This window comes from Bacillus sp. AFS059628 (assembly GCF_002571225.1).
In the GTDB taxonomy this organism is placed as follows: Bacteria; Bacillota; Bacilli; order Bacillales; family Bacillaceae_G; genus Bacillus_A.
The window spans coordinates 1-13,118 of record NZ_NVEC01000007.1 but is presented as its reverse complement, the minus strand read 5'-3'; the positions used below and the strand labels follow the sequence as shown (position 1 = coordinate 13,118).

Genomic DNA, 13,118 nt, shown 5'->3' with positions numbered 1-13,118 from the left:
TACATCCTCCTTCAGTTTAAATCTTTGCAATAAAAAAACTCTTTGTGCCTGTGCACAAAGAGTCCTACACTTTCGTATGCCAAATTTGACATATGAAAGCCAAGACCCTTTGTCAGCCTCACAGGACTACATTTAAAAGGGCTTTACTTATCGTATATGCTTACTCGATCTTGTTGATCTGTCTCTTGCAAATCAACTTCAATACGCTCTTCACTTGATGTTGGGATGTTCTTTCCTACATAATCAGCGCGAATTGGTAGTTCACGATGACCTCTATCAACAAGAACCGCCAGTTGGATTTGAGATGGTCTACCTAAATCCATAAGAGCATCCATTGCTGCTCGAACTGTTCTGCCTGTATATAATACATCATCCACAAGGATAACTTTTTTCTTCGTAATATCTACAGGGATATCAGAACCTTTTACAAGTGGTTCTTTATTTTTTGATTGTAGTGTTAAATCATCACGATATAACGTAATGTCTAACTCTCCAACTTCCATTTCTTTTCCTTCAATTTGACCAATTCGTTCTGCCAAACGTTGTGCAATAAAAATTCCACGAGTTTTAATTCCGACAAGAACACAATTATCGACACCTTTATTTCGTTCCACGATTTCATGACTAATTCGTGTTAAAGCGCGGCGAATCATTTGGTCATCTAAAACGACAGCTTTCTCTTGCATGCTCTACACCTCCAAGCTTTTTTCTTGCGTGAGAGTAATGGTATAAAAAAAGTCCTCTCAGCGTGTGCGAGAGGACTTTTGAAAAAGGGTACAGCATACCCTATGTATTTCAAACCGTTACCTTCTCAACCTCACGGGGCTGTGTTAAAGGATCATTATTTAACTGTTGTCAGTATCTCAGTTTTCTTATGATTTGTCAATACTATTTTCGTAAAATATTTAATGCGTCTTCAAACACTTCTGGAATCGGTGCCTCAAACTGAATATATTCACCAGTGCGAGGATGGTCAAATCCTAAAATACCTGCGTGAAGTGCTTGACCATTCATATCTAATGTTTTCTTCGGTCCATACTTTGGATCTCCTGCAAGTGGATAGCCAATATACTTCATATGAACACGAATTTGGTGTGTACGCCCCGTTTCTAAGCGACATTCTACAAGTGTGAAATCTTTGAATCGCTCTAACACTTGGAAATGCGTAACAGCATGCTTACCATTTTCATCAACCGTCATACTTTGACGTTCTTTCTTATCACGAGCAATCGGAGCATCAATCGTTCCCTTATCGTGTGGAATAACACCGTGTACAATCGCTTTGTAACGTCTTGTTACTGTTTTTGCTACAAGTTGATTTACAAGTGATTCGTGTGCCATATCATTTTTAGCAACCATTAATAGACCAGACGTATCTTTATCAATACGATGTACGATACCCGGACGCATCACACCATTAATGCCTGATAAGTCTGTACAATGGTGCATAAGACCGTTCACAAGCGTACCACTTGTATGACCTGGTGCTGGATGTACAACCATACCACGCGGCTTATTAACAACAAGTACATCTGCATCTTCATAATAAATTTCTAAGTTCATATCTTCTGGTTGAATATCTAACTCTTCTGGCTCAGGAATCGTCACTGTAATTTCATCATTTTCCCTAACTTTATAATTCCCTTTTACCGCTTTTCCATTAACTGTCACAACTTCATCTTTAATCCATTGCTGTACTTGTGTACGTGACCATTCATTATTTATTCCTGCAACGAATTTATCAATTCGCTCATTTTTTTGTTCTTCTGCAACTGTTACTTGTACTACTTCGCTCATTCAATTACTCCTTCGTTTTCTTGCCTTCTAATAATGTTTGAATAATAATTAATACAACACCAATACATAATGCTGAATCAGCTATATTGAATACTGGATAGTTGTACGAGAAAATATACACGTGAATGAAATCCACTACTTCTTGTCTAAATACACGATCAATAAAGTTACCAATTGCTCCGCCTAAAATTAGACCTAATGAAATTCCTAGAAGCTTGTCTGTTTTTGCGTACTTTTTCATATACATTACAATAAATACTACAAAGACAACTGTAATAATGTAGAAAAACCACATTTTATTTTCTAAAATGCCCCAGGCAGCCCCTCTATTTCGATGTGATGTTATGTATAATACATTATCGATAATCGGAATGCTCGTACCCAATTCCATGTTCTTTACAATTAGCCATTTCGATATTTGATCGATGGCAATGACAAATAACGCTATTACATAATATATCATTTTCATTTCCCCCACAAAGACAGTGTACCTCAAAATTTTAGCATAGCTGCAACCTTTTCACAATGAACCTTTATAGAAGAATAAAATAAATTAAAAAAAGGTAATATAATATCGTTGTGTACATTCATACATTTACTTTTTCATAGAAAAATTCATGAATGGTACGGGCAGTCGGCATCGTCTTCATTTGTTTTACCGAAATTACTCTCCCTGTTTTTTCACAAATACCATACATATCTATTTCCATTTTGAATAATGCACGTTCTACATCTTTTAAATCCTCTTTTATATCATGTAATAACAGTTTTTTCTTTATCTCTTCCTTAATTTCATATCCAAGCTCTTCGCTAAACTCTGTATCATATTTGTGCATGACCTCTTTAGCTAGCCTCTCTTGTAACTCTTTTCGCATCAATTGTAATTCTTCTTTAATTTCCATATACATTTCATTCACGTGTACATTCCTCCCAGCTGCAATGTATGATTAGTGTGTCCGAAATTTCTATGCTTACCTCACACACATTTTTCCTTCATAGGAAAGAGAGTGAAAGTTATTTCAATATATCGTCAATAAAAAAACTGACTGCACTTACGCACAGTCAGTTTTTTATTATTTTACATAGTTTTCTTTAACAACTGTTGCACAACGCTCACATAATGTTTCATGTTCAGCATCTTTACCAATTGTTTCTGAAACTACCCAACAACGTTCACATGTTTCACCAGTCGCTTGAGCAACAACAACCGCTGTATGCTCATACTTTGGTGCATCTGCTGGCGCTTCTTCCATCATGCCACCAAGTTTGTACTCAGAAACGATGAATAATTGTTTTAAGTCTTCGTTAATAGACTCTAACATATCTTTCATTTCCGCAGTTGGATATAGCGTAATGCTTGCATTTAATGACTTACCGATTACTTTTTCATTACGAGCTACTTCTAACGCTTTTAATACGTCATCACGCAATGTCATAAATGCATCCCATTTTGTTTTTAATGCTTCTGCGTCATCTAATTGTACAGCTTCTGGCATATCAGTTAATTGTACACTTTCTTCTGTTACACCTGGAATGTATGGCCATACTTCATCAGCTGTATGCGGTAAGATTGGTGTTACAAGTTTCGTCAATGCAACAAGAACATCATATAATACAGTTTGAATTGCACGACGATCTTCATGGTTTGCACCTTCAATGTATAAAATGTCTTTTGCAAAGTCTAAATAGAATGAACTTAAATCAATTGTACAGAAGTTATGAATTGCATGATATACAGCAGCGAAGTCGTATGTCTCATATGCTTCTTTTACTTTTGTAATTAAGTCATTTAATTTCACTAACATGTAACGATCCACTTCACGAAGTTCAGCTACAGCTACTGTATTTTCACTCGGCTTAAAGTCGTCTAAGTTTCCTAATAAGAAACGGAATGTGTTACGGATTTTACGATACACTTCTGCTACTTGTTTTAAAATATCATCTGAAATACGTACGTCAGATTGATAGTCAACAGAAGATACCCATAAACGTAAAATGTCTCCGCCTAATTGATCCATAATTTTCTTCGGTACGACGATGTTTCCAATCGACTTACTCATTTTACGCCCTTCACCGTCTAATACGAAACCGTGGCTTAGTACGCCTTTATATGGAGCTTTACCTGTTACAGCAACTGCTGTTGATAATGAAGAGTTAAACCAACCACGATATTGGTCAGATCCTTCTAAATATAAATCAGCTGGGCGTTGTAAGTCATCGCGCTCTTCTAATACCGCTTGGTGAGAAGAACCTGAGTCGAACCATACATCCATGATGTCTGTTTCTTTACGGAATTCACCATTTGGGCTACCTGGATGTGTAAATCCTTCTGGTAATAGATCTTTCGCTTCACGCTCAAACCATACGTTAGAACCGTGTTCACGGAATAAATCTGCTACATGGTTAATTGTTTCATCCGTAATAATTGGATCACCATTCTCTGCATAGAATACAGGAATTGGCACACCCCATGCACGCTGACGAGAAATACACCAGTCACCACGGTCACGAACCATGTTATGAAGACGAGTTTCGCCCCATGCTGGTACCCATTTTGTTTCCGCAACAGCTTCTAATAACTCTTTACGGAATGCTTCAATAGATGCAAACCACTGTGCTGTTGCACGGAAAATAATTGGTTTTTTCGTTCTCCAATCATGTGGATATGAATGCGTAATGAATGTTAGTTTCAGTAATGCGCCTACTTCTTCTAATTTTTCTGTAATTGGCTTGTTAGCTTTATCATAGAATAAGCCTTCAAATCCAGGTGCTTCATTTGTTAATACACCTTTATCATCAACTGGGCAAAGTACTTCTAATCCATACTTTTTACCAACAACGAAGTCATCTTCCCCGTGTCCTGGTGCTGTATGAACACAACCTGTACCTGCATCTGTTGTTACGTGATCACCTAGCATAACTAATGAATCACGATCGTAGAATGGATGTTTTGCAACTGTATACTCAAGTTCGCTACCTTTTACCGTTTTTACAACTTCAGCATTTTCCCACTCTAACGTTTTTGCAACTGTCTCAAATAGTTCAGAAGCAATAATATATTTTTCATCATTTACTTTTACAATAGCGTATTCAAGTTCTGGGTGAACAGAAATACCTAAGTTTGCAGGTAATGTCCAAGGTGTTGTTGTCCAGATAATGTATTTCTCATCACCTTCTAATACGTTCTTTCCGTCTTTTACAGGGAATGCTACGTAAATAGATGCTGATTTTTTATCTTGGTATTCAATTTCAGCTTCTGCTAAAGCTGATTCACTCGTTGGAGACCAGTAAACTGGTTTTTGTCCTTTATAGATATAACCTTTTTTCGCCATATCACCAAACACTTTAATTTGTTGTGCTTCATAAGCTGGCTCTAAAGTAATATATGGGTTATCCCAATCAGCACGTACACCTAAACGCTTAAATTGCTCACGTTGACGTTCTACTTGTTCATATGCATACTCTGCACATAACTTACGGAACTCAGCAACTGTCATTTCTTTACGCTTTACACCTTTATTTGTTAAAGCTTGCTCAATTGGTAAACCGTGCGTATCCCAACCTGGCACATATGGTGCACAGTAACCAGTCATTGATTTATAACGAACGATAAAGTCTTTTAATACTTTATTTAATGCATGTCCCATATGAATGTCACCATTCGCATATGGAGGTCCATCATGCAGTACAAATAAAGGACGACCTTTCGTATGTTCTTGTACCTTTTCATAAATATTCATTTCAGCCCACTGTTCTTGCATTGCAGGCTCACGTTTTGGTAAATTCCCACGCATTGGGAACTCTGTTTTTGGCATTAGTAATGTATTTTTGTACTCCATGCTCATTTCCTCCTTACATGTATAAAAGAAATACTTAAAAAACGGAATAAAAAAGAGACCTTCTCATCCCAAAAAGGGACGAGAAAGTCTCCCGCGGTACCACCCTAGTAGATCCTATACATATGTATACAATCCTCTTTATATTCTTAACGCGAATATACGCCTACGCTTACTCTATTTGTTCAGCGAGGAACTCCAGGGTGATATTCCCATTATCTCCTTATCCTGAGCTTACACCATCCTCAGTTCGCTATATAAGGTATGAAAAAGGTACTTATCCCTATCTTCGTTTTTCTTAATAAATATGTTGTTTAAAATTATATGTAATAATGAGAAAAACGTCAAGCTTACACTGTTTCTTCTTTTTTCAACAGCTCATCTACTTCGTCTTCTAACTCAATTAGTTTATCCCAATCATCGTTGTTTAACATTTCAAGCTGCGTTTCTAGTAACATACGGAAACGAGTGCGGAATACTTTCGCTTGTTTTTTAAGCTCTTCAATATCAAAAGCAACTTTTCTTGATTTTACTAACGCTTCGTTAATAATACGGTCTGCATTCTTTTCAGCTTCACGTACGATTAATTTTGCTTCTTTTTGCGCATTACGTTTTACTTCTTCTGCTGCTTCTTGTGCAACAACGATAGATTTGTTTAACGTATCTTCAATATTAGAGAAATGATCTAACTTCCCTTCTAATTGCGCAACTTTTTCTTCTAAAGCTTTTTTCTCACGAATGACTAATTCATAATCTTTGATAATTTGATCAAGAAACTCATTTACTTGATCTTCATCATAGCCACGGAATCCGCGACCAAATTCTTTGTTATGAATATCTAATGGTGTTAACGGCACAACGCCACCTCCAAGTAGTTATCTAAATTTCCTCTTTCAATTATATCTTTTCTTCGACAAAATAGGAGGATTTCCTTCTAAAAAACCAATCATTTTAGTATACCATACAAAATTCTCCATTTGTCGCGCTTTGTTCTACCTTCTACAGAAAACAATTTACTTCGTCCATACCCTCTCACTGAAAAAACATCTCCTGGATAACATTCGTATGAGGTTTGCTCCACAGTTTTCCAATTCACTTTTACTAGTCCATTTTTTATGAAAGGTTGTACTTTTTGCCTAGATATATGTAACATTTCAGCTAACATAACATCTAAACGAAGTGAAGAAACCGTTCCAGATTTCTCTCCCCACGTTTCTTGTATCTGTAGAATTTTTTCTCCTTGCACTGGCGATAAGGAGACTTTCACTTTCCCTATAGATTGTAAGTTCATCTCAATATAAGATACAACTTCTTTTGCGACTACGATTTGGGCACGATCTTCTTGAAGCAAAATATCACCACATTTTTCTCTCGTTAAACCGAGAGACATGAATGTTCCTAATATTTGCCTATGTTCTAGCGTATAAAACTTGGAAGGATAGTCAATTTCCAATACTTCTACTTGAAATTCCTCTTCATTTACTACTAGATAGTCCGGATAAATGAGTGCTCTTTTGCGTTCTGCATGAGGCGTTGCACCTTCAAATTGTACAGCAACATCCCCTTGTCCTATTACCATAGTGACAATTTGTTGTTGTCTTGGATCAAGAAAGTCTGTTAACTTCACTTGATGGTACTCCGCCGCCCGCTTCCACTCTAACACCTTATCCACAAAGACCTCTTCATCGGGTCTGAAATGCTCATAGATGCTCATTCACATAACCTCTTACTATAAGAAATAGCCGAATAAAGTTACTAAACCACTTGTAGCAAGTCTCAACGCAAAAATCGCAACGAGTGGTGAGATGTCAATCATACCAAGCGGTGGAATAAATCTGCGAAATGGTTCTAAATACGGTTCACAAATACGGGCAAGAAAGTCTCCGAAAGTTGATTCCTTTGCACCTGGGAACCATGATAGGAGAATGTAAATAATAAGTGCCCACGAGTATATCTCGATAGCAGTAACTAAAATCCTTAAAACTGTATCCATGGCGTATTACCACCTCTTTATATTTGTGTCTTCTTCTTCACCGAATAACTCTGAAATTGCACCAACAATATCTACATTTTCAGGCGTACACATAAATGTTTTCGGTCCTATTTTTTGAATGTCCCCGCCTATAGCGTATACAGTACCACTTAAAAAGTCAACGATACGTACAGCCTGATCCGTAGACATTCGTTGTAAATTAATCACAACAGCTCGTCTACCTTTTAAATGGTCCGCAATCCCTTGCGCTTCCGAATATGTGCGTGGTTCTAATAAAACAACTTTTGAAGATTGCTTTGCTGTTTCAATGCTCACAACATTTTGTTTCGTTTGCGCTTTTGGAAACGTAACATCTTGTTGTTCTGGCGGATCTTGCTGCTTCTTCATGTCTGTTTGCTCCTTTTCATAACTATATTGAGCTGCTTCTTTTTCTTCAGGTGTATCAAAAAAGAAGTATTTTACTTTTGACCAACTCATAATAAGATTCTCCTTCCTTTTACGCTTTTCCTACTAAAATCGTCCCCAAACGAATATATGTAGCACCTTCTTCAATTGCAATCGTGTAATCATTAGACATTCCCATTGATAATTCTTTACATGGCGCATGTAATAATTCTAGCTCCTGCACCTCTGTTTGTAGCATACGTAACTCCTTAAAACAGCGTCTGATTTCTTCCTCTTCTTCTGTAAACGGAGCCATTGTCATTAGTCCTACCACTTCAATCTTATCCAATTCTTGCAAACTTTGAATAAAAGGAACGGTTTCTTCTATTGCCAACCCTTGCTTTGATTCTTCAGATGATGTTTTCACTTGAATAAAACATTTCACTTTCTTATTCGCACGTTTTTGAATTTCTTTTGCAAGTGAAAGACGATCTAACGAATGTAAGTAATCAATTTCATTAATGATTTCTTTTACTTTTCTCGTTTGTAATGACCCAATAAAATGCCAATTTACTTTTGAACCGAAATGTTCGTACTTCTGTAAGAAACCTTCATTTCTATTTTCACCTAAATCGATAATTCCAGCTTCAATTACTTCGTTTGTTTTTTCAATTCCTACCGTTTTTGTAACCGCAACGAGTTTAATATCTTGCAAAGAACGTCCTGCTCGTGCACAAGATTGTTTAATTGCTTCGTTTACAGTTGTTAATTTTTTTTGTACTGTCACTTGCTTTCTTCCTCCTTAAAACCTATGAAACTCAACATTCTCCCTGTCTTACCTTGATCACGGCGATGCGAGAAAAATAGTTGCTCTTCACAGCTTGTACAAAGAGATGACATTACAATATTCTCTTCTTTTATGCCTGCTTGTACACATAATATACGATTAATTTCTTTTAAATTAATTGCGTACTGTCCATCAGAAATTTTTTTATAAGGGACAGAACCGTTTACTACTTGCTTTGCTGCTGTTAACACTCGATCATCAACAACGTAACAACAAGATCCAATTGCTGGTCCGATTGCAACATGAATTTCATCATTCGAAATGCCTTCTGCATTCCATTTTTGAATCATTTCCTTTGCAATTTCTTTTACAGTCCCTTTCCATCCAGCATGCGCAAGTCCTATCATACCATGTGATGGCGCATAAAAATAGAGTGGAACACAATCCGCGTAACAAGATGTTAAAAGAACATCATTATTAGTCGTATAAATGCCATCTGTTTTTGAAATGCCGTCTTCATATGAATAGACGCCACTTCCTTTTTCCTGTTGTCCTACTTTTTCAACATGATGATCATGAACTTGTTCAGAGCAAATCCAGTTTTCTAATGGCTTCTGTAACTTATTTGCTAAAATGCGTCTATTTTCATGAACGTTCTCCACGATATCATTCACATGTAATCCTAAATTCATCGCATGAAAGGAGCCCGTACTTACCCCACCATCTTTTGTCGTAAATCCAGCAGTAATGTTTCCAAGTTCTTTCCACGCTTGTAAATACAGTATACCGTCCACATATTTAAATGGTTCTATCATAACAGCGGCTCCTTTTAATTAAAATAACATAAAAAAGTATGGTACTTCCTGTCTATTTTACCATACTTTTATTTTTTCATAATGCCAACAGAAAAAAAAGAGGAATTTGTAATATTCTTTATGAAATTGTCGGTGTTTGTATTGTTTCTGTTACAGAATTAACAGTATTTACTCTAACAAGTATGACATCCTCCCCAATTTTCACAATTTCCTTCCAAGGAATTACAATTTCTACATCTTTCCCAAAAATACCTAACATACGTGCCTGTTTGGAAATAATTATAGATTCGATTTTCCCTGTGTTCATATCAATTTCAATATCTCCAATATTCCCAAGCCTTTTTCCATTTGAGACATTTATTATATCTTTCATCTGCAATTCCGAAATTCTTATCACTTTCATCCTCTCCCTTATATATGACGAATTGAAAAACTGTTTCTCAAATGAACAGGAAGTACCCTCTACTAACCACATATTATTTTCAATATATGAACATCTCTCCCCTACTATGAGCCAAAAAAAACTATGTTACATATAAAAAGGTTTCACCATAAATGGTGAAACCTTATCCTTGAATCGTCTTATTCATTTGTTTAATAGCTGATTTCTCTAAACGTGACACTTGCGCTTGAGAAATCCCAATTTCTTCTGCAACTTCCATTTGTGTTTTTCCTTGGAAGAAACGTTTTCGAATAATCATTTTCTCACGATCATTTAAACGCTTCATTCCTTCTTTTAGTGCTAACTCTTCAACCCACTGCTCGTCCTTTTGTTTTTCATCACTTAACTGGTCCATAACAAAAATAGGATCTCCCCCATCGTTATAAATCGGCTCAAATAATGAAACTGGATCTTGAATCGCATCTAAAGCAAAAACAATTTCTTCATGAGTTACTTCAAGCACTTTTGCAATATCCATCGCTGTTGGTTCTTTGGAATTTTCTGCAATCAACTTTTCCCTTACTTGTAACGCTTTATACGCAATATCTCGTAAGGAGCGAGATACGCGAATCGGATTGTTATCACGCAAATATCTGCGTATTTCCCCAATAATCATCGGCACAGCATACGTTGAAAATTTTACATTTTGGCCTAAATCAAAGTTATCAATGGATTTCATAAGTCCGATACAACCAACTTGAAATAAATCGTCAACATATTCTCCTCTGTTATTAAATCTTTGGATGACGCTCAGTACAAGACGTAAGTTTCCATTCACTAATTTCTCTCTTGCGCTTATCTCTCCACTTTGCATTTCACGAAATAATTTACGCATTTCATCATTTTTTAGTACGGGAAGTTTAGCTGTATCAACACCGCAAATTTCTACTTTGTTTCTCGTCAAAGTGTTCCCTCCTATCGGGAGTTGCTGTACAGTGTAAAGTATTTCCTTTGAAGGGGATTTTATGCATGCGGTTTTCTCTTCATTTTTCATTTTAGTTGTCTTTCCTCATACAACTAAATAGAATAAGACCAGCCTAGATAACGGCTGGTCTTATTCTTTACACCATTTTATTAAATTCTTTTCGTAATCTTTTTATGATTCTTTTTTCTAAACGCGAAATGTATGACTGTGAAATCCCAAGCATATCCGCCACATCTTTTTGTGTCTTTTCTTCTCCTCCAGCAAGCCCAAATCGAAGTTCCATAATTTGTTTTTCACGATCATTTAATTGATGTAATGCTTTCATTAGAAGATGACGATCCACAGTCGCTTCTAAATCTTTTGTAATAATATCATCGTCTGTACCTAATACATCTGATAATAAAAGTTCATTCCCATCCCAATCGATGTTAAGCGGCTCATCAAAAGAAACTTCTGAACGATTTTTATTATTCCGGCGTAAATGCATTAAAATTTCATTTTCGATACAACGTGAGGCATATGTTGCTAATTTTATTTTCTTTTCTGGATTAAATGTATTCACCGCTTTAATAAGACCGATTGTTCCAATACTAATCAAATCTTCAATATTTATCCCTGTATTTTCAAATTTTCTTGCTATATATACGACTAGCCGTAAGTTGCGTTCAATCAGTAACGATCTTGCCGCCTGATCTCCTTTTGGTAATTTATTTAAAAGAACTTCCTCTTCTTCTTTCGTTAACGGCGGTGGTAACGCTTCACTTCCACCAATGTAATAAATTTCATCGGTCTTAATTCCTAATTTCAGCAATACTTTATACCAAAGGTATACTAAATAAAATTTTAATTTCATCATATTATCCCGCCTCCCATTATTAAGCAATCACCATTTTTTGTGAAATCAACATTTTCGGATGCACAATACATTGATACTCTCCATTGGTTGACAACTGTTGTGTATTTAATCCAATCAATACTTTGTTCACGACGATAGAACTTCCTTCATGATAAATTTGTACACTGTCTGGCTTAATTGCCCATAAGAATTGACTCTCTACTCCCACTGCTCGGAAAGGAATTAAGCGTAATTTTGTCGCCCATCCAGAATCATTTTCTGGTATTTGAGGAATCTCTGTTTTGGAATAAATTTGTTCTGTTAACCAAGCTGGCAAACAATGTTCTAATGATGAAATATGCATAATCATAACAGGTGTTTTCGTCAACGGGTCGTAAAGTTGGTTCCCACTATCAATTAAACCTGCGAGTTCCAACTCCTCTTCAGCTAATTGAACTTTTAATTTCACAATTTGATCATAGTGTATTTTTGTAACCTCTACGCTTTCAATACGCTTTTTAGAAAAATAATAAATTACTGGAAAACCAAAAATAACAAATAACCAGCTAATGGGGTCACCATAAGAAATTGATTGAGATTGAACCAACCCATTTACCATTTCATTCGTTTGCAAAAAGAAATGAGTGCCCATTAACCCTCCGCCAACCATAAAGGTAACAAAGTAAAAAGTAAAAACAGTTTGTGCATAATTTCTAAACGTTGTAAACCCAAATGCTGTATACACAATAAGTAACGAGTACAGTAGTTTCATAATTGGATGTGTCATCATAGAAGCAAAAGGAGTAAAGGCAAAAATAACAATGGTTGAACCTATAAATGCCCCTAACACAAGCCTCCATCTTTTGATCTTCTTTTTTAACACGGTGGCTGTTAATAAAAGTAAAAGAAAATCAATGCAGGCGTTTAACAACCAAACAACGTCGGCGTAAACAACCAAACAATTCACCTCTTTTTTTAAGTTGAGACTAGTATAATGCATATCCAATAGGAAAGTGTGTCAATTTGCGGAGGTGTTTTTTTGTTATTTTGTGCTTTCTAGACATAATCTGTCGGTAAAAAATAAAAGTATATGTTTCATAGAATACTATACTTTTTTGCTTACATATTAATTGAAATATATAAAATAAAAAAAGACCTGCTTAGCAGATCTTTTCCCTGTATAAAGTGAAACTTTAATCAGTGGGGGTTTTGTTCATCCCCCACTGATTATTAGCACTCACCAATCGGACTTTTATGGGCAGCCCGACCCCCACCTAAATTCTTTGCTTTCGCTGAATTTTGAG

At 36.0% G+C, this 13,118-nt stretch carries 15 protein-coding genes and 1 other annotated feature; all 15 genes read right to left on the bottom strand.

Annotation, left to right across the window (positions count from 1 at the left end; translation table 11 throughout):
• Positions 1-143 precede the first annotated feature (143 nt).
• Complete coding sequence (pyrR, locus tag COL05_RS04160; RefSeq protein ID WP_001156491.1) at positions 144-686, bottom strand: bifunctional pyrimidine operon transcriptional regulator/uracil phosphoribosyltransferase; 543 nt, start codon at positions 684-686, stop codon at positions 144-146.
• 202 nt (positions 687-888) lie between these two features.
• The gene (locus tag COL05_RS04155; RefSeq protein WP_098667698.1) at positions 889-1,797 is read right to left on the bottom strand and encodes an RluA family pseudouridine synthase; all 909 of its coding nucleotides are present in this window, start codon (positions 1,795-1,797) and stop codon (positions 889-891) included.
• 4 nt (positions 1,798-1,801) lie between these two features.
• A complete protein-coding gene (gene lspA, locus COL05_RS04150) occupies positions 1,802-2,260 on the bottom strand; it encodes a lipoprotein signal peptidase LspA (protein ID WP_001980603.1) in 459 nt (152 codons plus the stop codon).
• Between the two features lie 124 nt (positions 2,261-2,384).
• Positions 2,385-2,714, bottom strand: coding sequence for a TraR/DksA C4-type zinc finger protein (locus COL05_RS04145; RefSeq protein WP_098667697.1), 330 nt, complete (start codon positions 2,712-2,714; stop codon positions 2,385-2,387).
• A 156-nt stretch (positions 2,715-2,870) separates the two neighbouring features.
• Positions 2,871-5,636: an isoleucine--tRNA ligase gene (gene ileS2 / locus COL05_RS04140; protein WP_098667696.1), complete on the bottom strand. Its 2,766-nt coding sequence runs from the start codon at positions 5,634-5,636 to the stop codon at positions 2,871-2,873.
• 71 nt (positions 5,637-5,707) lie between these two features.
• Positions 5,708-5,932 (bottom strand) — a binding site (T-box leader).
• Between the two features lie 51 nt (positions 5,933-5,983).
• On the bottom strand, positions 5,984-6,490 hold the full coding sequence (gene divIVA / locus COL05_RS04135) for a septum site-determining protein DivIVA (RefSeq protein WP_001131611.1): 507 nt from the start codon (positions 6,488-6,490) through the stop codon (positions 5,984-5,986).
• Between the two features lie 89 nt (positions 6,491-6,579).
• The gene (locus COL05_RS04130; RefSeq protein WP_098667695.1) at positions 6,580-7,347 is read right to left on the bottom strand and encodes a YlmH family RNA-binding protein; all 768 of its coding nucleotides are present in this window, start codon (positions 7,345-7,347) and stop codon (positions 6,580-6,582) included.
• A 15-nt stretch (positions 7,348-7,362) separates the two neighbouring features.
• Positions 7,363-7,626, bottom strand: coding sequence for a YggT family protein (locus COL05_RS04125; RefSeq protein WP_029439626.1), 264 nt, complete (start codon positions 7,624-7,626; stop codon positions 7,363-7,365).
• A 6-nt stretch (positions 7,627-7,632) separates the two neighbouring features.
• The gene (locus COL05_RS04120) at positions 7,633-8,103 is read right to left on the bottom strand and encodes a cell division protein SepF (protein WP_000119138.1); all 471 of its coding nucleotides are present in this window, start codon (positions 8,101-8,103) and stop codon (positions 7,633-7,635) included.
• Between the two features lie 19 nt (positions 8,104-8,122).
• Positions 8,123-8,797 (bottom strand): YggS family pyridoxal phosphate-dependent enzyme, encoded by a 675-nt coding sequence (locus COL05_RS04115; protein WP_098667694.1) that lies wholly within the window; start codon positions 8,795-8,797, stop codon positions 8,123-8,125.
• Entirely contained in the window at positions 8,794-9,612 is an 819-nt protein-coding gene (gene pgeF, locus COL05_RS04110; RefSeq protein WP_098667693.1) for a peptidoglycan editing factor PgeF, read from the bottom strand. Before pgeF ends, COL05_RS04115 begins: the two co-directional genes overlap by 4 nt.
• A gap of 118 nt (positions 9,613-9,730) precedes the next feature.
• A complete protein-coding gene (locus COL05_RS04105) occupies positions 9,731-10,015 on the bottom strand; it encodes a YlmC/YmxH family sporulation protein (protein ID WP_098667692.1) in 285 nt (94 codons plus the stop codon).
• 163 nt (positions 10,016-10,178) lie between these two features.
• Positions 10,179-10,958 (bottom strand): RNA polymerase sporulation sigma factor SigG, encoded by a 780-nt coding sequence (sigG, locus tag COL05_RS04100; protein ID WP_000197753.1) that lies wholly within the window; start codon positions 10,956-10,958, stop codon positions 10,179-10,181.
• A 157-nt stretch (positions 10,959-11,115) separates the two neighbouring features.
• Positions 11,116-11,835, bottom strand: a complete 720-nt coding sequence (sigE, locus tag COL05_RS04095; RefSeq protein WP_000976948.1) for an RNA polymerase sporulation sigma factor SigE — start codon at positions 11,833-11,835, stop codon at positions 11,116-11,118.
• 19 nt (positions 11,836-11,854) lie between these two features.
• A complete protein-coding gene (gene spoIIGA, locus COL05_RS04090; protein WP_141527410.1) occupies positions 11,855-12,772 on the bottom strand; it encodes a sigma-E processing peptidase SpoIIGA in 918 nt (305 codons plus the stop codon).
• Positions 12,773-13,118 lie beyond the last annotated feature (346 nt).

Excerpts from the sequence above, each read along its gene's own strand:
- pyrR (WP_001156491.1), bottom strand. The coding sequence starts at position 686 with ATGCAAGAGAAAGCTGTCGTTTTAGATGACCAAATGATTCGCCGCGCT.
- COL05_RS04155 (WP_098667698.1), bottom strand. The coding sequence starts at position 1,797 with ATGAGCGAAGTAGTACAAGTAACAGTTGCAGAAGAACAAAAAAATGAG.
- lspA (WP_001980603.1), bottom strand. The coding sequence starts at position 2,260 with ATGATATATTATGTAATAGCGTTATTTGTCATTGCCATCGATCAAATA.
- ileS2 (WP_098667696.1), bottom strand. The coding sequence starts at position 5,636 with ATGGAGTACAAAAATACATTACTAATGCCAAAAACAGAGTTCCCAATG.
- COL05_RS04130 (WP_098667695.1), bottom strand. The coding sequence starts at position 7,347 with ATGAGCATCTATGAGCATTTCAGACCCGATGAAGAGGTCTTTGTGGAT.
- COL05_RS04125 (WP_029439626.1), bottom strand. The coding sequence starts at position 7,626 with ATGGATACAGTTTTAAGGATTTTAGTTACTGCTATCGAGATATACTCG.
- COL05_RS04120 (WP_000119138.1), bottom strand. The coding sequence starts at position 8,103 with ATGAGTTGGTCAAAAGTAAAATACTTCTTTTTTGATACACCTGAAGAA.
- pgeF (WP_098667693.1), bottom strand. The coding sequence starts at position 9,612 with ATGATAGAACCATTTAAATATGTGGACGGTATACTGTATTTACAAGCG.
- COL05_RS04105 (WP_098667692.1), bottom strand. The coding sequence starts at position 10,015 with ATGAAAGTGATAAGAATTTCGGAATTGCAGATGAAAGATATAATAAAT.
- sigE (WP_000976948.1), bottom strand. The coding sequence starts at position 11,835 with ATGATGAAATTAAAATTTTATTTAGTATACCTTTGGTATAAAGTATTG.